Genomic DNA, 23,869 nt, shown 5'->3' on the forward strand with positions numbered 1-23,869 from the left:
CGAGGAGGTGGAAGTCAGTAGTCTCGGTGCAATAGTCCTTACTGCCCAGCTTTCTCAAGAGTCCTGGCGTGGAGGTGCAGCCCGTGTCGCATCGTGAGCTGCGGTTTTCTCGCTGCTTCGGCAGTGGGCCATGGTGCCGGTGCGCCCCGGCGCCGGGTGGCCGTCATGAATGATCGTGTCGCCAGGATTCGTGGCCTGATCGAGGGTGCGCCGTCCGCGCCGGGCCACGACGGTGGCCTGCTGCATCGCGTGTGTGCTGCCGCCACGCACACGCTGGCGGCGTCGGGGACCGGGGTCAGCGTGATGACCGAGGTGGGGGCGCGGGGGGTGTACGCCGCATCGGACCCGTTGACCGAACGCATGGAGGAGCTGCAGTTCGTCCTCGGCGAAGGACCATGCTGGGATGCGTTCGCCCTGCGCCGGCCGGTGCTGGTCCCGGACATCGAGGAGGAGTCGCCGGGGCGCTGGCCGATGTACCGTCCGGCCGCCTGGGAGGGCGGTATCCGGGCGGTCTTCTCGTTCCCCCTGCAGATGGGGGCCGTGCGTCTCGGGGTGCTCGACGTGTTCCGGAAACGAACCGGCTCGCTTCGCGGGGACGAATTCGCCGACGCGCTCGCCTTCGCGGAGGTCACCATGACGGCGTTGCTCGATCGGCATGAGGAAGCCGTGATGCAGGGCCTCGGTGACAGTCTCGACGATGCGGGGGAGCATCGCGCCGAGTTGTTCCAGGCCCAGGGGATGGTGATGGTGCAGTTGGGAGTGTCCATCGGTGAGGCAATGGTCCGGATGAGGGCGTACGCGTTCGCGCATGGTCGCCGCCTCGACGAGGTGGCCCGCGACGTGGTCGCCCGCCGGCTGGATTTCGGGTCCGATCGTCCATGACCGCCCACTTGACCGCCGGCCAGGCCGGGAGGCAGGCATGATCACCGTGTCCGTGCAGCAGTTGGCGACGATCTTTGTGGAGATCGCCGACACGCTGGTCGACGAGTTCAACGTGATTGACTACATGCACATGCTCACCGAGCGGGTCGCCGGCCTGACCGAGGCGGCTGCCGTCGGCATGCTGCTCGCCGACCAGCACGGCCGGCTGGAGTTCATCGCCGGCTCGGACGAGAACGTCACGCTGGTGGAGCTGTTCGTTCTGCAGAACGAGGAAGGGCCCTGTCTGGAGGCGTTCCGCACGGGGCGGCCCGTCGTCAATGTGGACCTCGGCAGCGCGGCTGCCCGATGGCCCCGCTTCGCACCACTCGCCGTGGCTTCCGGGTTCCAGGCGGTGCACGCCTTCCCGATGCGGTTACGCCGGCAAGTGGTCGGCACGCTGAACGTCTTCGGTGAGACTCCGAGCAGCGAATTCGCCAGCGGGGACGTCGCCATTCTGCAGGCCCTGGCCGACGCGGCCACCATCGGACTGCTGCAGGAACGTGCCGTTGCCCGTGGCGAGGCGCTCTCCGAGCAGTTGCAAGGGGCCCTGAACAGTCGAGTGATCATCGAACAGGCCAAGGGTGCTGTCGCCCAGGCTCACGGTGTCAGCGTCGATGACGCGTTCACCGTCATCCGGGATTACGGCCGGCGTCACAACCGCCGGTTGACCGAGGTCGCCCACGCCATCGTCACGGACCCGGTGAGTCTGCGGCAGGTCGTCGAACCGTAACGCCTCGCTGCGGTTCGCCGGGCGTAGTCACCTCACCGGCGGAACCGCCGGGTGTGATCGGCCTTCGGTGGCGACTGTTCCGGCAGCGTGATGGCGCCGTCGAGGATCGCCTGGGCAAGGTTGTGGAGCTTCTGGTTGGTGTTGCGGGCATGTCGGCGTAGTCGCTGGAAGGCCTGCTCCGGGGTGATCTTGTGCCGTTCGGCGAGCACTCCCTTGGCCTGCTCGACGGCCAGGCGGCTGGTGAACGCCTGCTGGAGCTGGTCGGCCGTGGTGCGGTGGGCGGAGAGGGCACGCCGCTGCAGCAGCCCGATGGTGGCGATGTCAGCCAGTGTCTGTGCGAGTCGCTGCTGGTCGAGAGGGAGCGGTTCACCGATGCGGCGGATGAGGCTCAGCACCCCGATGTTGTGGTTCCGGTGTCGCATCGGGACGGCGTGGCAGCCACGGAACCCGGCGACGCGTGCGGGCGCGGCGAGGTTGCTCCACCGGGAACCGGCCGGGTCGAAGCCGGTATGAGTGATGGCGTTGCCGCTGCGGTAGACCTCCAGACAGGGGCCGTCGTCGTCCTCCAATTCGGCCATCCCGAGTCGCCGGGTGTCCTCACTGGATGCCGCGAGCAGGCGTAAGGCCCCACCGGGATCGGCGAGCATGACACCGACGCCGTCGGTGTCGAGGAGTTGCCGGCAGTGAGCGGTGAGCCGGTGCAGGAACCGGGAGAGCTGAAACTCGTCGCCGACGGTGTCGGCAAGTTCGAGCAGGGCGGCACCGACACGTTCCGGGGAGGCGTAAGGGATACCGGAGTCCTGTGCGGCTCTCACAGGCCGGTGGCGGGATCGAGACGCAGCCGGCCGGTCAAGATCTCGTCGACGATGTGAGCGAGGGATTGGTTGTGATCGGCGGCGTGCCGGCGTAGCCGGTGCAGTGCCGCGGCAGCGTCCGAGCCGTCCTGCGCCATGACCATCCCGAGCGCCTGCTGAGTACGTGCGGCCCCGGCTGGTACCGACGCGCCGTCCTGCGCCGTCGCGCGGGCCCGGGCGTCATCGGTGAGCAGTACGGCCGCTGCGGTGGCGTAGGCGGCCGCCTGCTGATGATCATCTTTGGGCAGCGGGCCGGCGGTGGTCCGGTACAGGTCCAGAACGGCCAGTGCGGTTCCGCCGACGAGTACCGGGAAGGCGAAGACCGCGGCGACGCCGTGACGCCGGGCCTGCACCGTGAACGCCGGCCATCGCACGGTCGCCGAAGCGGCGGCCAGGTCGTCGACCAGTACCGGCCGGCAGGTACGTACCGCCTCCAGGCACGGTCCTTGGTTGAGACTGATCTGCAGGTCCTCGATCTGGTCGATGAGTATTCCGTCAGTACCGACCACGAACCGGCCCGCGGAGCCGGTGAACACCGTCAGCCCGACGCCGGAAACGGTGTCGAGCGCGGTATGGCAGTGTTGGCACAAGGCTGCGGTGCCGCCTGCGGCGCAGAGCTCCGTGACCAGGGCACTCGCGTCCTGGGACAGCTCAGTCATGGCACACCCCGGCGCGGCTGACGCTGTCTTGCGAGACGATGTGGGATTGCGGTGCGCCCACGGGGCGCCTCCGATCGCAGGCGGTGCGTGACACCCGTCCCGGATCCGGGGGCGATAGACGGAGCGCAGGTCGCGTAAGACCAGGTCACCCGAACGAGTCGATACGGCAAGGCTACACCGCTGCGGTTCCACGTCCCGCTTCGCGACGACCCGGTTGTCAGCACCGTCCCGGATCACTGGGCGTCAATGGGTCCGCCGGTCGTCCCAGCAGTGAGGACAGTTCCAGCACGGACCGCGAGTATTGGAAATCGACGGCTTCGTCGGATGTTCGCTCCGGCGGAGCGGATGGCGGCCGGGCGTCCGCGATACGCCGCCCGACGATCTGGTTGATCCACGCGACGACGTCCTCGTCCCGTCCGGTGCGACAGCCCGCAAGCCACCACACCTCGACATAGGTGGCCGCGAAGACTGCCCCCACGCTACGTGGGTCCGGCAGGCGTGAGTCGATTCGGCTGCGGACGATGTCACGAGTGTGGTCGAAGAGTATGGCGAAGGCGTCCCGGTCACCGCGTGAGATCTGATCCATCAATGCGCTGAGGTGACCGTTCAACGACCCGGTGCGGCATGCGGCGCAGCCGGCGTCCACCGGAGACACCTTTTGTGTGGCAAGCGCGCGCGAGCTGAAACGCATGGAAGCTCCAAGAGCGATCGGCAAGACGAGTCGCCGAGGTCCGGAGCGACAGACGGTCACGAGACACGTGACTATCCCACGACAGTACGACATGACGGCAGGTAGTAGCAGCCGAACCATCCAAGGGGATGACGGGTCCGAGGTCCGCCGGCCGGAGTCCCGTCAGAGGCCTGCGCCGTCGCGGTGCGCCGAGGGCGGGATGTAGCCCAGGAGCCTTGGCATCCGGCACAGGTCCAGCAGGAGGTCGAGTGATGGTCCCGCCGCGACGATATGCACCTGGCACCAGGCCGGGGAACTCGCCCGGCCGAGGGCGTCCAGCGCGCGCAGACCGGTGAGATCGCAGAACCCGAGAGCGGACAGATCCAGCTCCAGGCGTCCGGCGGGCCGGGCGCCGCGGATTTCGCACAGCCGCCGGTGCAGCACGGCCGCCGTACCCATGTCGAGTTCGCCGGTGACCGCGACGCGGACGACGTCCTGGCGCACGCCCACCTCGGTAACGGTCAGGCGCCTCTCCACCTCGTCGGCATCAGGCCAGCCGGCATTCTCGTTGCTCATGGTCGAGAGCGCGGGTCGAGCCGGTGACTCAGCAGCAGCCGGGTGCCACTGGAATCGGTGGTGATGTCCACGCTGGTGCAGGCCCGCTGGATGATCTGCATGCCGGACCAGCTGGGAGCGGTGGGGTCGGCGGGATGACCTCCGGACGGATCGGGTGCGGGCTTGCCGGGGCCGTGGTCGCTGATCTCGCACCACAGACGGCCGTCGCGGCGCCACAGCAGCAGCTGACCGTGGCCGCCGCCATGGCGCACGACGTTGGCCGCGGCCTCGTGCACCGCCAGCACGAACCGGTGCGCATGACCACTGTGCAGCCCCTGCCCGGTGGCAAGGGCATGGATCCGCGCACGGATCGGACCCAGCATCGCCGGGCCGAACCAGCAGGCGAGCAGCACACTGCCCGCGACCGGCGGCGCGGCGGCGGATGCGCCAGAGTCGGTCGCGTCAGCCCGGTTCTCGGGCCGGCTGTCGCGCCAGCCGCGGGTGAAAACGCCGGTCAGGTCCAGGTCGTGGCGTTCGAGAGTGAGTAGCTCCGTGACCGCGGCGGTGAACGTCGTCGCCGCCAGCCGATCTGCGCTGTTCAGCGGGCCCGGGGTGTGCCGATACAGGTCGACGGCCCCGTCATGGCGTACTCCGCCGGCGTGCAGGGGTAGCGCGAACACGGCCCGCACCCCGGCTTTCAACGCGGCCGGGGTGAACCACGGCCAGCGCTGCCGCCACGATCCGACCGCGAGATCGGCCACCAGTACCGGTCGTCGCGTCGCTGTCGCGTCCCGGCACGGGCCCTCGTCCAGGGTGACCTGCGCGGACTCCAGTTGCGAGCTGGCCGTGTCACTGAAGAACCGGACGCTGGGAACCGTCCCGGGCGGACCGGCCGACAGGCCCATACCGGCGACGCCTGACATCAGCGCGGCGCTCGACCGGCACAGCCCGGTGATGTCCGGCCCGTAGGCGCTGACCAGGTCCCACACCCGGTCCCGGTGCCCATTGCCGCGCCCATTACCGCGCCCATCCTTGCTGGTCGCTGCCTTTCCGGCGTGATCAGGTGGACCGGTCATCACTGGACCTCGCGTCTGTCTCGGCACCGCCGTGACGAGTTCAGACCCGGCACCGCAGACGCCGGCATCCCACCGAGACAGGGGATCCTCCGCCTTTCAGCGGATTCGTCTCCCACGCTACCCGGACGTGAAGCCCGCAGCCGTCTAGCGAGGTGACAACCTCCCCGGTGACTCGAAAGAGGGACAAGAGCCACGACGCGGCAGCCGACCGCATCACTCCGGATTCCGGCGTACGGGGGCACCGGCGTCCCGGCCTCGCTGGGCGGAAAGTACGCCCTGAGCTGCTGATCCGGGAGTCCGCTTGTGCCGGTCGACCGGCCGCACGGTCCGCACGTGGCGCCCTCATGGCGAGGTTGTGAACGGCGGCGGCCGATGGATCCGGAACCGCCCGTGTACGCACCGTGCATGAGCGGCACCCGTCGCGGGCACAGGACCGCCACCGGCACCCCCATCGCACCTACCAGCGCACGACGAAGGACTCATGATGACCGCCACCGCGCACGAGGTCGCCGAGAAACTCAATCGCGCCTTCGACGAACCGTCCATGACGATGGCGATCTTGCTGGCTGACGTCATCCCTGCGCTCGCGGAGTTCGATCAGGAGGCCACTACCGCTGCGGACCCGGACAGCTATCTCGACCGGATCGTCCTGTACGACGACAGCATCATCCTTTACGACAGCCGCACCGAACGCTGGGCCGTCAGCAGCGCTGAGGAGGTTGCCGCTTCCGACCAGCGGCGCGTGACCTCGCACTGAGCTCCGGTCCGGCGGTAACCCGCCCGCCGGCCTGAGCAGGCAATCTGCCGTGCCGCCCAAGGTGGGCAACGCGGCCCAGAAAATCTGTGCCGCACAAGCTAGACTTTCTCGAAGACACCAGCTAATGTTTCTGTCGTTGACAGCGAAGATCGTTGAAGACGCGGACGTAGCAGGCCGAGCGTCAAGCAGGGCCCGGAGATTCGTGGCTCGCTCGGCACCGCGATGGAGTGCATGACCGCGCTCCAGGCAAGGCAGTGGCAAGACAAGACCTTGACGTAATTCCAGGTCAGGGCACGCAGGCAGGGCCGATGCAGGTTCGGGGCTGTGCCTGAGGCAAGAAAATTCTGCCGTACGTGCGCGGGGCCATGAAGTTTGCGTGGGGTTCCCGCACCGGTGGATGGCACGACAGCAGTTCAGGTAATGGAAGCAGAGGAAAGGGAGGGTTCAGCACCGTTGGATCGCCCGCCGTCAGGACGCGGTTCTGGTTCTGGGGGTGGACACCGCAGTCTCCATCGAACGTGAGGTGGTCTCCGGTCACGCTTATGCGATCCTCACACCGCAAGCCGCTGAAGTTCGCGGCCGGTGTGGATACGACAAGCCGACGAACCTGTCGGTAGATGGTGTAGTAAGACCCGTAACCCTGGGCCCCGGCGCGGAAGCGCCGGGGCCCTCGTCGTGATGGCGCCGAGGGTATGACCTGGCGCAGGTCGGAACAATCAGGCCAAAACATCCACACCGCGACATCCGGCCGGAGGAGATATGGATCACTCGACGCCGCGGATGGGATGGCTTCGAGTGCCCCTCCCGCCGTCGGAGACGCCACAACGGCGGGATGATCCGCTTCGTGTCGCCGGGTCCGGCATGCCGACGCCGCAGGCTCCGCGGCAGTGATGCCTGGCCGCTCCACTGTGGGCGTGTTGTACGCAGGGCGATGGCGGCGTGACTGATCAGCGATCAATCGGACGTCGCGACCGTTTCGAATGCGGCTGCGACTGAATCAGTACGTTCGAGCGGCGGATCGATCCGGGAGACCGCGGATCACCCGGGGCCTCTTCAGGCAAGGCCGTGACCTGCGGAAACAAGGGCGCAACCGTTTCGATCAACCCCGTTGAGCCCGGGTCGCTCAGGGGTGCGGCACCGATCATCCCGCGGAGTTGTATCGACTTGCTTCCATTGTGTTATCGCTTCCGGGCCATGACCCGCCCACTGCCGGCGAGGCGGTGATCGCCACGGCCGGCTCACCAGTGTTCTTCTGTTCTTCGTCCATCAGTACTCGCCGTAGCAACGAGAACCTGTGGATGGCGGCTTCCGATTTCAAGGATCGACCCCGTAAGATCCCCGCACGGAAGAAGCCCTCCGAGATTTTCGCGGAACTCGTCGAGTCGAATGCTTCCACCGCTTGAATTCGCCCGCAGGGAAGGTAAGCCGCAATGCGGACATCTACAGGAGATCATGCGAGTGGGAAGCGGCAGGTCCTCCGCCCGCCGACCCGGTCTCGGCTACTACGCACGTATGCCGTGCTCGTTCCGCAGCGGATGCGCCACGGCGTCAAAGAACGCCTATCCCCCGAACTGTATGCGTTTCTGACCAGAAGGCTGACCCAGGGTGGGCCGGTCGCCAGTGGTGTGGACGCCATTCAGGTGACTTACGCGAAAAAGCGGTTCGCGCGGTTCCTCAAGAGCGACAGTTTCGCGCTTGCCCACTCCGACCAGGGACTGGCCGTCGCACAGGTTGTCGAAGGCTGCACGCCGCTGCATGCCCGGCGGGCGAACCTGGAAGCGGTCACCCGCGTTCTCGGCGCCGCCGCCGTGCCGTACTTCGTCGTCCGGGGCTTCGACGACCTGACCTCGACGGTTGCCGTACCGGAGAAGCACCGGCCGGCGGCGCTCGCCGCGCTCGCCGCCGCAGCCGGCGACATCCCGACGTACGTCGCGGAGATGGCGGGTTACCGGGCCGGCAAGATGCGCCTGGCTGCCAACGCGCGCAGCTGGGAGCAGTTCGGCCGGGCGCGCGTCCTGCGTGTCGCGAGGTTCCTGACCGACCCCACCGGTTCGATCGTGCTGGGCCTGGGCAGCGGCTGCGACATCGAGTTCTGGTCGGAGAAGGACGGGAAGCTGCACGCCCCGCGGCCGAACCGCGCCTCCGACGAGGTTGCCGTCGACGGCCCGCTGGTCTCCCTGCCCGAGCGGTCGTTCACCCGCCTGGTGGCCGCCGACACCGAAGGCGCCGGGGAGTACCCGACGCGCCAGGAGCTGGTCGGCGACCTGCTCGAGGACATCACCTTCCCGATCGACGTGGTGTACACCTGGGTCGACGGCGAGGACCCGGTGTGGCGTGCGCGGCGCGACCACGCGCTCGGCGGGCACACTGACGCCCTCAACGACCAGTCCGCCAACGAGTCGCGGTTCATCAGCCGGGACGAGCTGCGCTACTCGCTGCGCTCGATCCTGATGTTCGCGCCCTGGGTCCGCCGCATCTTCCTGGTCACCGACGACCAGGTGCCCACCTGGCTGGACCAGGAGGATCCCCGGATCACCGTGGTCAGCCACAAGGAGCTGTTCGCCGACCGGGGCACGCTGCCCACCTTCAACTCGCATGCGATCGAGAGCCAGCTGCACCAGATCGAAGGGCTCGCCGAGCACTTCATCTACTGCAACGACGACGTCTTCTTCGGCCGGCCGGTGACGCCGCACCACTTCTTCCAGGCCAACGGGATGTCGAAGATCTTCCTGTCCCGGGCGAAGGTCGGCCCCGGCCCGGTCGACGTGGACGGCGACATCCCCTCGACCGCGGCGGGCAAGAACAACCGGCAGATCATCGATCGCGAGTTCGGCCGCCAGGTGACGTTCAAGATGAAGCACGTGCCGCACGCGCTGCGCCGGAGCGTGCTGGCCGAGATCGCGGAGAAGTACTCGGCCGAGCTGACCGCGACCTCGCACCACCAGTTCCGCCACCCCGACGACGTGTCGCCCACCTCGTCGCTCTACCAGTACTACGCGTTCCTGAGCCAGCGCGCCGTCGTCGCCGACATCCGGTACATGTACGTCGACCTTGCCGCCCAGGACACCCCCTCGGTGCTGCGGCTGGCCCTCGCCAAGCGGCACTTCGACGTCTTCTGCGTCAACGACACGGACGGCGAACCGGAGTTCCTCGCTCGGCAGCACGCCACCATGCACCGATTCCTCTCCACGTACTTCCCCGTGCCGGCGCCGTGGGAGCGCTCCGCGCAGCCGTCACCCGGCTCCGTGGACGGACCAGGCGGGGCGACTCCGGCCGAGGCCGGGACGTTGGTGCCGAAACAGCGAACCACCAGCACGACACCCCCCTCAGTTCCGGCGGCCGGCAGCCCGGCGCCGCTCGCACCAGGAAGTCGCCGATCATGAGCCATTCCTCGTACGAGGTCACGTTGGTGATTCCGGTATACAACGTCGAGGCGTACCTGCCGGAGACGCTGGACTCCGTCGCCGCCCAGACGGTGTTCGACAAGTGCCGTGTCATCCTGGTCGACGACGGCAGCTCGGACACGTCCTTCGAGATCGCCACGGAATTCGCCGACCGCCATCCGAACGTGGAAGCGATCTCGCAGGAGAACGCCGGCCCGGGCGTGGCGCGCAACCTGGCGATGGACATGGCCGACACCCCGTACATCTCCTTCTGCGACTCCGACGATCTGCTGCCCCCCACTGCGATCGAACGGCTCCTGAAGGCGATCGTCCAGCACGGCGCCAGCGTCTCCATCGGCAACATGGACACCTTCCCGAACTCGTCCAAGTTCCTGTGGCACAAGTACTTCGGGAAGGGCGACCGGCTCTTCGAGTCGATCGCCGACGCGCCCGACCTGATCTTCGCGGCCGGCCCTTGCCACAAGGTTTACGACCTTGCCCAGCTCCGGGCACACGGGTTGCGGTTCGGTGAGGGCGTGCATTTCGAGGACGCCTTCCTCGTCATCCCCATGATGCTGCGCGCCGAGGGCATCGCGCTCGTCGACGAGGTGGTCTACCAGTACCGCAAGCGGCCGACGCAGGACTCCATCATGGACGCTCTGTTCATCCGGCCGCAGAACTACTGGGATCACCTGGAGCTGGTGCGCTACCTGGCCGATCTGCGCCCGAACCTGGACGCGTTCCGCCACGAGGCCCTCGAGCGCTTCCTGGTTCGCAGTTACCAGGGTTTCGCCGTCCGTGCTCCGGAGATCTTCGACGTCGCGGACCTGCGCAAGATCTTCGAGACCTGCCAGCGTATCTACCGCGACATCGACGTGTCCTTCATCGTGCGGTGGACCGCCGACACCCGGCACCGGGTGCCCTTCGTCGCGTACATCCTCGACGACTTCGAGTTGTTCGCCCACCCGCAGGAGAAGCTGCGCGGCGTACTCGCATCGAGTGGTGAGCTCTACCTCGACTACCCGGTGCCGGCTCGATTGCTGCCCCTGACCCGGGTCAGCCGGGTGGACGCGGTGCTCGAGCAGACCCAGCTGACGCCCGAGGGTGACGAGCTGGAGGTGTCGGGTCATCTGGTCCTCAACGGCATGCCGCTGACCGAGCCCCTCACCACCGGTCTGGCACTGCGTGTGCGGGGCAGCCGGATCACCGCGCCGGCTCGACCGGTGTACCGCCGTGACCTGCTCGGTTCCAGCATCGACCAGAAAGAGGTACGGGGCGAGCGCCAGTGGAGCGGTTTCTCCGCCCGGATCCCGGTGGAGCAGCTACGCAGCGGCGAACACCAGCTCCGGCTGGTGTTCCTGACCCCGACCGGGCAGGCGTCCCGGCGGTGCCGCATGTCCGCGGCGTTCCTGCGTGACGCTCGGGTGATCACCACCGGCGGCCGGCGAATCCTGGCCCGCTTCACAGCGCCCGACATCGCCACCCTGATCGTCCGGCGGGCCAGCAACAAGGCGGACGATCGCCGCTGGCGCCGCGAGCTGCTGCGCCGCGACCTGGGTCATGCCCGGCACCGCCGGCCGCTCTGGAAGTGGCGCCTGCTGCGCGCGGCCACTGAGCGTTTCATGCAGCGCCGGGACATCTGGCTGGTCGGTGAGCGTCGCGACACCGCCCAGGACAACTCCATGCACCTGTTCCGGCATCTGCGTAAGGGGGCGCGCCGCAAGGACGTCTACTACCTGCTGGAGAAAGGCAGCCCGGACCCGCAGGGCGTGCGCAAGCTGGGCCATGTCGTCAAGCACGGTTCGTTGCGGCACAAGTTCCTGCTGCTGCACGCCAAGCGCCTGATCAACTCGTACGACATCGACTCGTACATGCTGCCGCCGACGTGGACCAAACCCGACTTCCTGAAGCACCTCAGCTGGCGGATCGGCGCCTCCCGGGTCTTCCTGCAGCACGGCGTCATCGGCAATGACGTCAGCCGGGCCCTGCACCGGGCGCGCACGAACGTCGACCTGTTCGTGACGTCGGCGCAGGCCGAGGCGGATTATGTCGGCGACCAGTTCGGCTACGGCGACGCGGCCAAGCCGCTGGGCCTGCCCCGCTTCGACGCCCTGACGCCGGACAACGGCAAGCGCAAGATTCTGCTGATGCCGACCTGGCGCGTCTATCTCGTCGCCCCGTCGTACGGCGGGGCCCCGGCGAAGGTGAAGTTCGAGGATTCCAACTACCAGCGCTTCCTGCTCGAGCTGTTCGGCAGCGAGAAGCTGCGGATGGCGCTGAAGGAGCACGGCTACACGCTCGAGTTCCTCCCGCACTACGAGATGCGCGACCTGGTCAAGGACGTCCTTCCGGACGACAAGAGCTTCGCGATGGTCGACCAGTCCACCCGCAGCGTGCAGGACGCGCTGCGCCAGGCCGACCTGTTCGTGACGGACTGGTCGTCGACCGCCTTCGACGTCGCTTACATGGGCACCCCCCTGGTCTACGCCCAGTTCGACCCGGAGGAGTGGTGGACCGGTCACTACCGCAAGGGGTACTTCGACGCCGCTCGCGACGGATTCGGCCCGGTGTGCGACGACGCCGAGCAGACCGTCGACGCCATCGTGCGGTACCTGGAGAACGGCTGCAAGCGGGAGGACGAGTACACCCAGCGGGCGACGTCCTTCTTCGCCCACCGGGACCGTGACAACTGCGCCCGGGTCACCGAGGCCATCGCCGCCCTGGGCCGGGAGCCGGCCAAGGCGCCGGCCACGCCGGCGCATGCCAAGGAGTTCGTCCAGGCCGGCACGAGTGGGACCGAGTCCTAAATAGCCGATCGAGATGGGGCCTGGCCTGTGGAAACACGGGTCAGGCCCCGCTTGCTGTCTGGCTTCCTTCGCTTCGTGACGGCTCAGATCCGCCCCATGGTGCCCGGGATGCGATGGGCAGGTCGCGCAGATCCGTGCCGTCGCGGGGGGTGAAGACGAGCAGCCGCTGACGGCGGTCGTGGCTGAAGACGACCTCGCAGTCGAAGTCCAGCCGGCCCGCTTTCGGGTGCAGCAGCGACGTGGTCTCCCGGCGGCAGAGTCGTACCTCGTGGTTGTCCCAGAGACGGCGGAACTCGGCGCTGCGAGCCAGGAGCGTCGCGATCATGTGTTGTGCTTCGGCCGGATCGGGTTCGAGGTCCGCCGCGGCGCGGACACTGGCGGCGTAGGTGACGCTCTGAGCGGCGTGGATGTCCTCGGGATAGATGCGGCGTTCCTGCGGCATCGTGAACCAGCGGAAATAGCCGCTTCGATCCAGGCCGGTGTAACCCGTCTGGTCGCCGAAGAGCTCCAGGCCCAGGGGGTTCTGCAGCAGGGTGTGTGCCAGGTTCGAGACGATCAGCGCCGGGTGGCCGTCGAGTGCGTGGAGAACCCGGCGCAGACCCGGATCGACATCGTCCGGGCCCGGCGTGTGCTGAGGCGGGTTGTGCCCGATCAGGCGGAACAGATGGTCGCGTTCGTCGATCGTCAACTCCAGCGCCCGGGACAGTGCCGACGCCACCTCCGGCGACGGTCGTGGCCCGCGGCGCTGTTCCAGCCGGGTGTAGTAATCGACCGAAATGTACGCGCGTTCCGCGACCTCTTCGCGTCGGAATCCGCGGGTCCGGCGGGCCGTGTGGTGTGCGGGGACCAGGGCACCCCGGCGATGGCGCAGAAAATCCGCCAGTTCCTCACGATTCACCTGGCGATTTTACGACGTGCCCGGCGTTGCCAGGGATTGCCGATCCCTGGTACGCCGGCGCGCCCCCTGTCACCCTTCGATGTCTTGGAAATGAGGAGATGTCGAGTTGGTACTCAAGGTGAACGTGCCGTCCGCGATGGTTCACGGCGATGTGGAGGAGGGCTACGGCCCGGTCGCGGACGCGTTCCGGCGCAACTTCGCGCAGGGGCGCGAGGTCGGGGCGGCCTGTGCGGTCTATCACCAGGGCCGCAAGGTGGTCGACCTGTGGGGCGGCTACCGCGACGGCGTGACATTCGAGCCGTGGGAACGCGACACGATGGTTCCGGTCTTCTCGACGACCAAAGGCGTGTCGTCGATGGCGGTCGCGGTCCTGCACGCACGGGGTCTGCTGGATCACGACCGGCCCGTGGCGGCGTACTGGCCCGAGTTCGCCGCCGCGGGCAAGAGCGAGATCACCGTACGTCAGTTGCTCTCCCACCAGGCGGGGCTGCCGGTGATCGATCGCCCGCTCCAACTGCGGGACCTGTCCGGCTCCGCGGTCCTGGCGGCGGCGCTGGCGGAGCAGCGCCCGGCGTGGACACCCGGTGAGCGTCACGGCTATCACGGCACGACGCTCGGGTGGTACGAGAGCGAACTTGTCAGCCGGGTCGACCCGCAGGGCCGTCATCTGGGGAGGTTCTTCGCCGACGAGGTGGCCGCGCCGCTCGGCCTCGACTTTCACATCGGCCTGCCGGAGAGCGTCGATCGCCGTCGCGTCGCCCGTATGCACGGCTTCCGGACCTGGGAGATGATGCTGCACCTCAACGCGATGCCGGCGGCCTTCTCCTTCGCGTTCGCGAACCCGCGGAGCCTGACCGCCCGCGCGTTCGGCAATCCGCGCCTGCTCGGCGACCCGGACAGCATCAACCGTCCCGACGTGCAGGCCGCGGAGATTCCCGCCGTCAACGGCATCGGCGAGGTACGTTCGATCGCCCGGCTCTACGGCGAAGCGGCAACCGGGGGCGCCGGGCTCGGGCTCACCGCGTCGACGCTGGATGAGCTGAAGCGCCCGGCCACGGCGCCGTCACGGGGGCTCTTCGACCAGGTCCTGCGCCTGCCCACCCAGTACTCGCTGGGGTATGTGAAGCCCTTCCCCGCCTTCCGGTTCGGCTCCGCCTCCGGTACGGCGTTCGGCACGATGGGACTGGGTGGTTCGTTCGCCTTCGCCGACCCGGACACCGGTACGGGTTTCGCGTACGCGATGAATCGGACCGGTTTCCACCTCTGGGACGACCCGCGCGAGGTGGCGCTGCGTGAGGCGCTGTTCGGCACGGTGCTCGGCGAGGCCCCGCAACGACCCGACGCGGTGGCTGCCCGGACCGGCCCGCTCTCCGGCCACCGCCGCGACCGGACGCCCCGTTGACAGGGGTTTCCCGAACGGCACAGCGGGACGTCCCGGCAACGCTGTCCCGAGCGGCACAGCCGGTACCGGATCGTCCGGGTGACACGTTCGCTCTCCGGCTGAGGCGGCACCGGCACGCCGCCGGGCTGACGATGGAGGAGCTGGCCGAGGCGTCGGGTGTCAGCGCGCGGGCGATCAGCGACATGGAGCGCGGCCGCAGCGCCGGGCCGCAGCGGCGGACCGTTCAGGCGCTGGCCGAGGCGCTCGGCCTGACTCCGGCGGAGCAGCCGCCGTTCCTCGCGGCGGCGCGAGCCGGTCGGAAGCGTCGTGGTTCTCCGGTCGTCCCGGCCGGCCGCTGTGCTCCGCCGCGTCCGGTCGCCGATTTCACCGGCCGCGGCAGGGAGCTCGCCCGGCTGGCTCACGATGCCGCGTCGGCCCGCCCGGGGGCAGCCGCGCCGGTGGTGATGGTGTCCGGGACCGCCGGGACCGGCAAGACGGCGCTGGCGGTGCAGGCGGCGCACGTACTCGGGGAGATGTTCACCGGTGGGGCGTTCTTCCTCGATCTGCGCGGCATGGACGCTCGTCCGATGGGTGCCGGGGAGGCACTCACCCGGCTACTGGGCGCGTTGGGTGTCCGGGACGACGAGATTCCGGTGTCCGAGGCGGACCGGGCCGGCATGTACCGCCTCCTCCTGCGTGGCCGGCGGGCGCTGGTGGTGCTCGACAACGCCGCGGACGAGGCGCAGATCCGGCCGTTGTTGCCGGCTACCGGCCCGTCCCTGACCGTGATCACCAGTCGGCGGCTGCTGGCCGGGCTGGAAGGCGTGCACCGGCTCAACCTCGGGCCGTTGCCGGCGGAGGACGCCGAGGCGCTGCTGCGGCGCATCCTCGGCCGGCGTGGCCAGGAGGGGGACGCGGACGCGCTCGGCGAGGTGGTGGAACTGTGCGGCCGGCTGCCCCTCGCGCTGCGTATCGCCGGCAACCGGCTGAACAGCCGGCCACCGTGGACGGTGGGGCACCTGGCCGATCGGCTCCGCGACGAGAGCCGCCGGCTCGACCAGCTCGTCGCCGGTGACCTGCGGGTCGCCGCCGCCTTCGGCCTTTCGTACGCCCGGCTGTCCGCACCGGCCCGGGTTCTGTTCCGCAGGCTGTCGCTGGTCGCCGCACCGGACTTCGACGCCCGGCTCGCGAGCGCGCTCGGGCCGCCCGGCGTCGAGGACGCCATCGAGGACGCCCTCGAGGAACTCGTCGAGTCGAGCCTGCTGCACGCCGAGGTGGACGGGCGGTATCGCTTCCACCGCCTCGTCCGGCTGTTCGCCCGGCAGCGGCTGGTCGAGGAGGAACCGGCCTTCGAACGCCACACCGCGCGCCGCCGCACGGAGGCCGCCGGTGCGTTCAGACGAGGCCGTGGGTATGGGCCCAGATCACCGCATGGACTCGGTCACGGACCCCCAGCTTGGCGAGGACCCGGCCGACATGGGTCTTGACCGTGGATTCGGACAGGAACAGCTCACCGGCGATCTCCTGGTTGGACAGTCCCCGGCCGATCGCCACCAGGACCTCGCGTTCCCGGCCGGTCAGGTCGTCCAGCTGCTTCGCGCCCGCCGGCACCGGGGTACGGCTGCCCTGGTAGTGGTCGAGCAGGGTGCGGGTGATCCGCGGCGAGACGACCGCCTCGCCGCCGGCGACGGTGCGGACCGCGGCGACCAGCTCGGCCGAGGGCGCGTCCTTGAGCAGGAAGCCGCTGGCACCGGCCCGCAGGCCGTTGAAGGCGTACTCGTCGAGGTCGAAGGTGGTCAGGATCAGCACGCGGGTTCCGGGGCAGTGCGCGACGATGTCGCGGGTCGCCTCGATGCCGTCCATGATCGGCATGCGGACGTCCATCAGGACCACGTCGGGACGGCGGTCGCGGGCGAGTAGCGCTCCGGCGCGCCCGTCACCGGCCTCGCCGACGATGCGCAGGCCGGGCGCCTGGCCGAGGACCATGGCCATGCCTTCGCGCAGCAGTTCCTGATCGTCCACCAGCAGCAGGGTTGTCTCACTCATCGGTGTCCTCGGTCGAAAGCGGCAGTGTGACGCGCACGGCCCAGCCGACGGCCCGGGGGCCGGCCTCCACCGTGCCGCCGTAGAGGGCAGCGCGTTCCCGCAACGCGATCAGGCCCTGTTCGCTGCCGACCGACGGCGCCGGTGTGGTGCCCCGGCCGTCGTCGGTGACAGCGATGCGGATCGGGCCGGTGTAATCGAGGTCGACGAGGACCTCGGTCGGGTGATCGGCGTAGCGCAGCGCATTGGTCAGGGCCTCCTGCACGGTGCGGAACACCACCCGCTGCAGTCCCGGCGACACCGGATCCGGGCCGCGACGCCGCAGGGTCACCGGCAGCCCGGCGATCCGGAACGTCTCGACCAGGGGCTCCAGGTCACCGGGAACGTCCGGGCTGCCGTCATGGAGCACACCGAGCAGTCGTCGCATGTCCTTCATGGCCTCCCGGCCCAACGCGGCTGCCCGTTCCACGGCCTTGCGTGACCGTTGCGGGTCGACGTCGGCCACCGCCGTCGCGCCGTCGGCCAGCCGTACCATGATCGTCAGATTGTGCGCGACGATGTCGTGCAGGTCGTGAGCGATCCGGGCGCGTTCCCGGGCCGCGGCCAACCGGCCTTCCTGTTCCTTCTCCCGGGCGAGCTGCGCGGCCCGGTCGAGCAGCGCCCGCACGTACCGCCGGCGGGTGGCGACGTTCGCGCCGACCAGCACCGACCCGATCACGGTGATCCCGTAGAGGAAGAGGAACGTGCCGAGGCCGTCACGGCCCGACCGGTGGACCGTCTCCGCCCCCAGCACCAGGAGCGAGCCCAGGGTGCCGGCCGTCACGGCGTGCAGCGACCGGTGCGCCGCCAGCGAGTACATCGCCACCCCGTACGCCAGCACCTGGGTGTTGCCGGCCAGCACGTCGCCGGCCACCACCACGGCCAGGACCGCCCAGGGCAGGGACCTGCGCCACAGCAGCGACAGCGCCACCACCGCGTTGACCGTCAGGCCCCACGGGTTTCCGCGTTCGGGGCCCCACAGCAGCACGTCGCTGCCGAGCCCCGTCACGAAGCAGAGAACCACGACGATCCCGCTGCCGAGCCGGGGATGGCGGGCCCAGAAGGCCCGCACAGGGCTCGCCCCGGTCTCCACGTCTCACGCGTCCCGGCGGACCAGGGTGAGGCTGCCGAGCACGGCCGGGACCGCCAGCCACGCGAGGACGACGGGCAGCGCGACCGACAACGGATCACGCAGGACCCGGGTGGCGGCGACGGAGAACGCCAGGCCGGTCAGATCGAACCCCACCCAGATGTCGAGCACCGCCAGCACCACCCTCAGCAGTAGGACGGCACCCAGCGCGAGGCCGATCCCGGCCGCGGTGTTTCGGACGGCGAGCGTGACGGCGAACGCGAACAGTGCCACGAGCACGCAGTATCCGATCTCAGCGCCGATCAGGCCCAGCACTGTGCCGAACGGCACGCCGGTCAATGACGCATGGGTCAGGAAGGGGAGCGCTGTCGCGTACCCGAGGCCCACCGACAGGGCTGCCAGCACTGTCGCGACCGCCGCGACCAGAAGGGCCTTGGCGGCCATCACGGTGAGCCGCCGCGGCGCGGCCACGAACGTCACCCGGATCGCGCCGCCGGTGTACTCCGAACCGAGCACGAGCACCGCCAAGGCCATGATCGAGATCTGCGAGAGGGCGGCGGACGAGGAGAGTACCGAGCTCACGGCGTCGCGCGCGGTCACGCCCTCGACGAAATCCGGATCGGTGTGCGCCAGCCCGAGCAGGAGCGCCCCGCCGATCGGAAGGACGACCGCCGCGACAGCGCAGACCCAGGAGGATCGGAGGGTACGCAGTTTCAGCCACTCGGCCGAGAAGAGGCGGGACAGGCTCAGACGTACCGTGGTGGTGCTGCTCATCGCGGGAAACCTCCGGTGAGCGGGCGGGCGTGGTCCCGGGTCAGAGCGAGGTAGGCGTCCTCCAGCGAGGCGGCCACCGTGACGTTCTCGAACAGCAGGATGCCGGCGTGGTGGGCGAGCACGGCGACCTCCTCGGAGTCCGGCCCGATCACCTCCAGGGTGCCGTCGGGACGCCGGGCCACAGCCGCGTCGTGTTCGCGCAACAGCTTCTCCAGGCGGTCCGGCTGATCGGTGCGGGTGCGAACCGTCCGGGTGGCGTTGCGCGTGAGCAGGTCGACGACCGACGCGTCAGCGAGCACCCGGCCGCGGCCGAGCACGATCAGACGGTCGGCGGTCTGTGCCAGCTCGCCCATCAGATGGCTGGAGACCAGGACGGCACGTCCCTCGCGGGCGAGGGAGCGCAGCAACGACCGGATCCAGATGATGCCGTCGGGGTCCATGCCGTTCGCCGGCTCGTCGAGCAGCAGCGCCGCCGGATCACCGAGCAGCGCGGCGGCCAGGCCGAGGCGCTGCCGCATGCCCAGGGAGTAACCGCTGACGCGCCGGTCGGCGGCGTCGCCCAGGCCGACCATCTCGAGCAGTTCGTCGGCGCGGCGACCGGCGATGCCGTGGCTGCGGGCCAGGAAACGCAGGTGGTTACGCCCGCTCCGGCCGGGGTGGATCGCCTCCGCGTCGAGCAGCGCGCCGACCGACCGCAACGGCGCGTCCAGGTCCCGGTACGGGCGGCCGTCGATCAGGCACCGGCCGGACGCCGGCCGATCCAGGCCCACCATCATGCGCATCGTCGTGGACTTGCCGGCGCCGTTCGGGCCGATGAACCCGTTGACCACCCCCGGCTCGAGCCGGAACGACACGCTGTCCACGGCCGTGACGGCGCCGTACTTCTTTGTCAGTTCTTCGACTTCGATCACCGCGCCGACGCTACGGACGTGCGGGCGTCCAGCCATCCGCCCGCGGTGCCGACGGGCTGTGGTACCCCGGTACCACCGGACATGGGCACCGTGGTCGGATGGCTGGGCGGATCGGCGTCCGTACCGTCGGTGTTGTTGATCGAACAGCGCCGAACCGGCACCGACAGAAGGAAGCATCACGATGAGCACTCAGGCCGACGCTCCGGCGAAGTTCCGCTTCAGCCCCACCATGATCTGGGGAATGACCTCCGTCACCGTGCTGATCACCGCCCTGGTGCTGTGGATCGGCTGGCCGGCCCAGGCCGCCGAGCTGTCCCCCGGTACGGCCGAGGTCTATCTCGTCGACGACGAGCTGACGACGCCGGCCGCCACCGGTGAGAAGGACGGCTGGTTCGGTGCTCTCTCCACGCCGTGCGACTTCGACTCCTGGTACGTCGAGTCCGCCGGCACGGCCATGTGCGCCACGCTCGACGGGCCGAAGGGAACAGTGACGCTCGGCGGCGCGAACAAGCGGGTCGAGTTGTCCGCCGAGGGGCAGAAGGCCGTCACGGGATGGGTGGCCGAGGCCGGCGCCGGGGGCGCGAAGCCGCCGACCAGGGCACTGCTGGTGCGTGACGGGGATCCGATCGGTGTGGTGGCCGTCGCCGATCCCGGCACCGTCGTTCCGATCGGCTGAGACCCGGCCGGCGCCCGTGCCGAATGCGATCGACGTGGTGCGTGTCTGCGAGTAGGGTGCCGCGGCGATCAAGTTTCGGTACGGGGGATGGAACGACGTGCGTTTTGAGGTGCTCGGGCCGTTTCAGGTGCGTGACGGGGACCGCGTGGTGGACGTCGGCCGGCCGCAGCACCGTGCCGTGCTCGCCGCGCTCCTGATCGACGCCGGTCGCGTGGTCCCGGCCGATGTGCTGCTGGACCGGATCTGGGGTGACGGCGCCGGGGCCGGTGGGACCGCTTCGCTGTACTCCTGCATCTCCCGGCTGCGGAAACGGCTCGGTCCGATCATCGTGACCCAGGCGCCGGGATACCGGCTCGACGTGGACGGCGCCACCATCGACGCGGTCCGGTTCGGCGAACTCGTCTCGGCGGCACGCCGGTCGATCGCGGCCGGGCGGCCCGATGTGGCCCGTGAGCACGTCACGGAGGCGCTCTCGCTGTACCGGGGCACGCCGTACGGCGGCATACCGGCGGACTTCCTGGCCCACGAGGTGAGCCGGCTGGAGGACCAGGTCCTCGCCGCCACCGAGCTGGCCGCCGAACTGGACCTCACCCTCGGCAGGGAAGCGGCCCTGGTCGGCTGGCTGCCCGAGGTGGTGACCGCGCACCCGTTGCGGGAGGGCATGCGCGGCACGCTGATGACCGCCCTCTACCGGCTCGGCCGGCAGGCGGAGGCACTGCGGCTCTACGAGGACGCGCAACGGCTGCTCGCCGACGAGCTCGGCGTCGACCCCGGCCCCGCTCTGCGGCGGCTGCACACCCTGGTGCTGCGCCACGATCCCAGCCTGGACGCGGTGCCGGCCGCCGAGCCGCCGACCGCCGAGCCGCCGGCCGCCGAGCCGCCGAGCATGGCCCCGAGAACGGCGCCGAGGCCGGAACCGGCGGCAGCCGCCCGGCCGGACGTGACGCCGCGGTGCACCCGGGACGAGATGGTCGGCCGTGATCCTGAGCTGCGCCGCTGTCTCGACGCGCTCGCCCGGGCCCGGGACGGCGCACCGGCCGGGATCGTGATCTACGGGGAGGCCGGCATCGGCAAGACCCGCCTGGTCGAGGAAGTGACGCTGAGCCGTGCCGCGGTGTCCGATGTGTCGTGGGGGCGGTGCTTCGACCACCCGGGCAGCCCCGCCTTCGGGCCGTGGGCGCAGGTGCTCGCGACCCTTGCCGAGCGCCGCGGGGCGGAGTCCGTGGCCCGGGCGCTGAACGGCCGCGGCGCCGAGGCTGCTCTGCTCCTGCCGTCCGACGCGGTTCCGGCCGGCCACGCCGTGCCGGTCGCCGGGGCCCCCGAGGTAGCGCGCGCCCGGCTGTACGACGCGGTCACCGCCTTTCTCGAGACGATGGCGGCCGAGCGGCCGGTCACCGTGGTCCTGGAGGACCTGCACTGGGCGGACCCGGAGTCGGCCGAGCTGACCGAGTACGTCGCCGTCACCGCCCGGTCCGGCGGCCTGGCCATGCTGATGACCGTGCGGACGCCGGCCGAGGACGGTGGCGTACAGGGCGAGTCCCTGCTCGCGGCGCTGGCCCGCCGTCCCGACACCGAGCGGATCGCGCTGCACGGCCTCGGCACCCCCGAGGTGCGCCTGTTCGCCACCACCCGTCTCGGCTCCGATGTGGACGAGGCGGCCGCCGAGCGGCTGCGCCGGCGTACCGACGGCAACCCGTTCTACATCGCCGAACTGGTCCGGCTGCTCGGCGAGGAACGCCAGATCTCCGGTCGTGCCCTGGTCGCCGTGCCGACCACGGTCCGGGCCGTCATCGAGCGCCGGCTGCGGCACCTCCAGCCGGCCACCCGGGAACTGCTCGCCACGGCCGCGGTGATCGGCCGGGGCTTCGACGTCGGTGTGCTCGGCGAGGTCTGCGGGCGTACCCCGCTGGAACTGGCCGAAGCGCTGGACCCGGCGGCGGCCGCCGGCATCCTCGCGCCGAGCGAGGAGAGCCCGAGCACGTGGTCGTTCGCCCACGCCCTGGTGCAGGACACGCTGGCCGCGGTGACCGGACCGATGCGGCGGGCGGCCCTGCACGCGCAGGTCGCCGAGGTGCTCGAGCGGCGGCACGAGGGGAACCTGGCGGCGGTGGCGGCGGCCCTGGCGCACCACCACGCTGCGGCGGGCCTGGTCGGTGACCCGGCCAAGGCGGTCCGCTTCAGTCTGGTCGCCGCCGAGGCGGCACAGGATCGGTTCGCCTTCGGTGAGGCCCGGCGTCATCTGGAGCGGGCCCTGGAACTGGTCCGGTCGGTGCCCGGCGCGGCGGCCGGGCTGCTGGAACTCCAGGCTCGCGTGCGGATCGGCTCGCTGCTCACCCTCACGCACGGCTACAACGCCGAGGAGGTCGCCGTGCACCGCCGGCACGCGTTGCGGCTCGCGGTCGAGACCGGCTCCACCGAGCATCTGCTCTCGGCGCTCTGGGGCACCTGGGGTGTCGCGCTGGTCTCCGGCGACTTCCCGATGGCCGAGACGGTCGCCGCGGAGATGGAGTCGGCGGCCGACCGGACCGGTGATCCGATGCTGGCGCTGGCGTTCCACCACGCCGCCGGCCAGGTCCGTTACCACCAGGGCCGGCTGCTCGAGGCGAAGCGGCACCTCGAGCAGGCTGCCGAGCTGGCCGATCGGCACGCTGACGCCGTACGCCTGGAATTCTTTTTGCAGCACCCGGCGGTCGCGGCACGCGGCTGGCTCGCCAAGGTGCTCGCGCTGATGGGTGAGATCGAGGCGTCGGATGCGATCGCCCGCGACGCCGACGCTCGCAACCGGGCTCTCGGAGACCCCTACACCGCGACCTACATCGACATCCTGGAAGGCTGGCGGGCCGTGTTCCTGGACCGGCCGGCGGATGCCCTGCGGCACGGCGAGCACGGGCACGCGGTCGCCGAAAAACACGGGTTCGCCCAGCTCGTCGCGTTCAGCCTGCTGCCGCGCGGCTGGGGGCGGGCACACCACGGGCGGGCCGTGGAGGGCGCCGCCGACGTCGAGCTCGGCATCTCGATCTTCTCGGCCCTGCCGGCGGGTCACATGTTCGGGCACATCATGGAGTACGCGCTGGCCGACGCGTTGCGGCTGGCCGGGCGCACGGCGGAGGCGCGGGCGGCCACCGAGCGGGGTATCGCCGAGGCGGAACGGATCGGCGAGCGCTTCTTCCTGGCCGGACTGCATCTGCAGCACGCCGCCCTGACGCACGAGCTCGGCGGCCCGGCCGAGCAGGTCACCGCCGACCGGGAACGCGCCGCCGAGATCGCGCGCGAGCAGTCAGCCGGCCTCTTCCTCGGCCGGCTGAGCGTCGGCTGACCCGAAGAGATCCTCCAGGGTGTCTTCCGGCTCCGGCTCGGCTTCCACATCGTCCACGGGGAAAGGGTCGCCGACCGACCTTGTCGTTTTCTTGTCGCCGTCCGTGCCCGCCGGCGACAAGGGCGTGCCAAGGCCGGGCCGGGAAGCTTCCGACGGTCCGCCGCACTCTGCGGCGGCACGTCGATCCCGGAGATTCTCTTGTCAGCGAAACTCGCGCGCCGCCGGTTCCACCGGTTCGCCGGGCTGCCGGCGCTCCTAGCGCTGTCAGCCACGGCGATCGTCGCGCTCCCGTCGTCACCGGCCCTAGCCGCTGATGATCCACCCGCATC

The 23,869-nt window shown here is 70.0% G+C and carries 19 protein-coding genes; 9 read left to right on the plus strand and 10 right to left on the minus strand.

Annotation, left to right across the window (positions count from 1 at the left end):
- The first annotated feature begins 165 nt into the window (after positions 1-165).
- The gene (locus AB0F72_RS03860) at positions 166-882 is read left to right on the plus strand and encodes a GAF and ANTAR domain-containing protein (RefSeq protein ID WP_360424635.1); all 717 of its coding nucleotides are present in this window, start codon (positions 166-168) and stop codon (positions 880-882) included.
- A complete protein-coding gene (locus AB0F72_RS03865) occupies positions 809-1,651 on the plus strand; it encodes a GAF and ANTAR domain-containing protein (RefSeq protein WP_360424638.1) in 843 nt (280 codons plus the stop codon). The genes AB0F72_RS03860 and AB0F72_RS03865 overlap by 74 nt, the downstream gene beginning before the upstream one ends.
- Positions 1,652-1,683: 32 nt before the next feature.
- On the opposite strand, the gene AB0F72_RS03870 is transcribed toward AB0F72_RS03865, so the two are convergent.
- From AB0F72_RS03870 to AB0F72_RS03890, 5 genes are all read right to left on the minus strand, one after another.
- Positions 1,684-2,466, minus strand: a complete 783-nt coding sequence (locus AB0F72_RS03870) for a GAF and ANTAR domain-containing protein (RefSeq protein WP_360424641.1) — start codon at positions 2,464-2,466, stop codon at positions 1,684-1,686.
- Positions 2,463-3,164, minus strand: a complete 702-nt coding sequence (locus AB0F72_RS03875; RefSeq protein WP_360424644.1) for a GAF and ANTAR domain-containing protein — start codon at positions 3,162-3,164, stop codon at positions 2,463-2,465. Before AB0F72_RS03875 ends, AB0F72_RS03870 begins: the two co-directional genes overlap by 4 nt.
- Before the next feature lie 217 nt (positions 3,165-3,381).
- Positions 3,382-3,855 carry a hypothetical protein gene (locus AB0F72_RS03880; RefSeq protein ID WP_360424647.1) on the minus strand — a complete coding sequence of 158 codons (474 nt, stop codon included), beginning with the start codon at positions 3,853-3,855 and terminating at the stop codon, positions 3,382-3,384.
- Between the two features lie 162 nt (positions 3,856-4,017).
- On the minus strand, positions 4,018-4,410 hold the full coding sequence (locus AB0F72_RS03885; protein WP_360424650.1) for an STAS domain-containing protein: 393 nt from the start codon (positions 4,408-4,410) through the stop codon (positions 4,018-4,020).
- A complete protein-coding gene (locus AB0F72_RS03890) occupies positions 4,407-5,465 on the minus strand; it encodes an ATP-binding protein (RefSeq protein ID WP_360424653.1) in 1,059 nt (352 codons plus the stop codon). The genes AB0F72_RS03885 and AB0F72_RS03890 overlap by 4 nt, the downstream gene beginning before the upstream one ends.
- 481 nt (positions 5,466-5,946) lie before the next feature.
- On the opposite strand from AB0F72_RS03890, the gene AB0F72_RS03895 reads away from it, so the two are divergent.
- The 3 genes from AB0F72_RS03895 (at position 5,947) to AB0F72_RS03905 (ending at position 12,412) form a co-directional block, all read left to right on the plus strand.
- Positions 5,947-6,222, plus strand: coding sequence for a hypothetical protein (locus tag AB0F72_RS03895; protein WP_360424655.1), 276 nt, complete (start codon positions 5,947-5,949; stop codon positions 6,220-6,222).
- Positions 6,223-7,862: 1,640 nt separating this feature from the next.
- Positions 7,863-9,605 (plus strand): stealth family protein, encoded by a 1,743-nt coding sequence (locus AB0F72_RS03900; protein ID WP_360424658.1) that lies wholly within the window; start codon positions 7,863-7,865, stop codon positions 9,603-9,605.
- On the plus strand, positions 9,602-12,412 hold the full coding sequence (locus tag AB0F72_RS03905; RefSeq protein ID WP_360424661.1) for a glycosyltransferase: 2,811 nt from the start codon (positions 9,602-9,604) through the stop codon (positions 12,410-12,412). The genes AB0F72_RS03900 and AB0F72_RS03905 overlap by 4 nt, the downstream gene beginning before the upstream one ends.
- Before the next feature lie 40 nt (positions 12,413-12,452).
- Here the strand turns inward: AB0F72_RS03905 and AB0F72_RS03910 are convergent, their stop codons facing one another.
- Entirely contained in the window at positions 12,453-13,310 is an 858-nt protein-coding gene (locus AB0F72_RS03910) for a helix-turn-helix transcriptional regulator (protein WP_360424664.1), read from the minus strand.
- A 106-nt stretch (positions 13,311-13,416) separates the two neighbouring features.
- Here AB0F72_RS03910 and AB0F72_RS03915 point away from each other — a divergent pair, with 106 nt between their 5' ends.
- Positions 13,417-14,712 carry a serine hydrolase domain-containing protein gene (locus tag AB0F72_RS03915; RefSeq protein ID WP_360424667.1) on the plus strand — a complete coding sequence of 432 codons (1,296 nt, stop codon included), beginning with the start codon at positions 13,417-13,419 and terminating at the stop codon, positions 14,710-14,712.
- A complete protein-coding gene (locus AB0F72_RS03920) occupies positions 14,709-16,178 on the plus strand; it encodes a helix-turn-helix domain-containing protein (protein ID WP_360424670.1) in 1,470 nt (489 codons plus the stop codon). Before AB0F72_RS03915 ends, AB0F72_RS03920 begins: the two co-directional genes overlap by 4 nt.
- On the opposite strand, the gene AB0F72_RS03925 is transcribed toward AB0F72_RS03920, so the two are convergent.
- From AB0F72_RS03925 to AB0F72_RS03940, 4 genes are read right to left on the minus strand one after another with little or no spacing between them, the layout of a single operon-like run.
- Complete coding sequence (locus AB0F72_RS03925) at positions 16,087-16,737, minus strand: response regulator transcription factor (RefSeq protein WP_360424673.1); 651 nt, start codon at positions 16,735-16,737, stop codon at positions 16,087-16,089. The genes AB0F72_RS03920 and AB0F72_RS03925 overlap by 92 nt on opposite strands.
- Positions 16,730-17,845, minus strand: coding sequence for a histidine kinase (locus AB0F72_RS03930; RefSeq protein ID WP_360424676.1), 1,116 nt, complete (start codon positions 17,843-17,845; stop codon positions 16,730-16,732). The genes AB0F72_RS03925 and AB0F72_RS03930 overlap by 8 nt, the downstream gene beginning before the upstream one ends.
- A gap of 24 nt (positions 17,846-17,869) precedes the next feature.
- Positions 17,870-18,637 carry an ABC transporter permease gene (locus tag AB0F72_RS03935; protein ID WP_360424679.1) on the minus strand — a complete coding sequence of 256 codons (768 nt, stop codon included), beginning with the start codon at positions 18,635-18,637 and terminating at the stop codon, positions 17,870-17,872.
- Entirely contained in the window at positions 18,634-19,548 is a 915-nt protein-coding gene (locus tag AB0F72_RS03940) for an ATP-binding cassette domain-containing protein (RefSeq protein ID WP_360424681.1), read from the minus strand. The genes AB0F72_RS03935 and AB0F72_RS03940 overlap by 4 nt, the downstream gene beginning before the upstream one ends.
- A 181-nt stretch (positions 19,549-19,729) precedes the next feature.
- Here AB0F72_RS03940 and AB0F72_RS03945 point away from each other — a divergent pair, with 181 nt between their 5' ends.
- Together AB0F72_RS03945 and AB0F72_RS03950 are read left to right on the plus strand one after the other, a co-directional pair.
- Positions 19,730-20,224 carry a hypothetical protein gene (locus AB0F72_RS03945; protein ID WP_360424684.1) on the plus strand — a complete coding sequence of 165 codons (495 nt, stop codon included), beginning with the start codon at positions 19,730-19,732 and terminating at the stop codon, positions 20,222-20,224.
- 97 nt (positions 20,225-20,321) lie between these two features.
- Positions 20,322-23,540, plus strand: coding sequence for a BTAD domain-containing putative transcriptional regulator (locus AB0F72_RS03950; protein ID WP_360424687.1), 3,219 nt, complete (start codon positions 20,322-20,324; stop codon positions 23,538-23,540).
- Positions 23,541-23,869: the final 329 nt, after the last annotated feature.

Origin of the sequence: Actinoplanes sp. NPDC023936 (genome assembly GCF_040639325.1) — a bacterium.
In the GTDB taxonomy this organism is placed as follows: domain Bacteria; phylum Actinomycetota; class Actinomycetes; order Mycobacteriales; family Micromonosporaceae; genus Actinoplanes.

Excerpts from the sequence above, each read along its gene's own strand:
- AB0F72_RS03935 (WP_360424679.1), bottom strand. The coding sequence starts at position 18,637 with ATGAGCAGCACCACCACGGTACGTCTGAGCCTGTCCCGCCTCTTCTCG.
- AB0F72_RS03860 (WP_360424635.1), top strand. The coding sequence starts at position 166 with ATGAATGATCGTGTCGCCAGGATTCGTGGCCTGATCGAGGGTGCGCCG.
- AB0F72_RS03885 (WP_360424650.1), bottom strand. The coding sequence starts at position 4,410 with ATGAGCAACGAGAATGCCGGCTGGCCTGATGCCGACGAGGTGGAGAGG.
- AB0F72_RS03925 (WP_360424673.1), bottom strand. The coding sequence starts at position 16,737 with ATGAGTGAGACAACCCTGCTGCTGGTGGACGATCAGGAACTGCTGCGC.
- AB0F72_RS03875 (WP_360424644.1), bottom strand. The coding sequence starts at position 3,164 with ATGACTGAGCTGTCCCAGGACGCGAGTGCCCTGGTCACGGAGCTCTGC.
- AB0F72_RS03895 (WP_360424655.1), top strand. The coding sequence starts at position 5,947 with ATGATGACCGCCACCGCGCACGAGGTCGCCGAGAAACTCAATCGCGCC.
- AB0F72_RS03945 (WP_360424684.1), top strand. The coding sequence starts at position 19,730 with ATGAGCACTCAGGCCGACGCTCCGGCGAAGTTCCGCTTCAGCCCCACC.
- AB0F72_RS03890 (WP_360424653.1), bottom strand. The coding sequence starts at position 5,465 with ATGACCGGTCCACCTGATCACGCCGGAAAGGCAGCGACCAGCAAGGAT.
- AB0F72_RS03865 (WP_360424638.1), top strand. The coding sequence starts at position 809 with ATGGTCGCCGCCTCGACGAGGTGGCCCGCGACGTGGTCGCCCGCCGGC.
- AB0F72_RS03880 (WP_360424647.1), bottom strand. The coding sequence starts at position 3,855 with ATGCGTTTCAGCTCGCGCGCGCTTGCCACACAAAAGGTGTCTCCGGTG.
- AB0F72_RS03905 (WP_360424661.1), top strand. The coding sequence starts at position 9,602 with ATGAGCCATTCCTCGTACGAGGTCACGTTGGTGATTCCGGTATACAAC.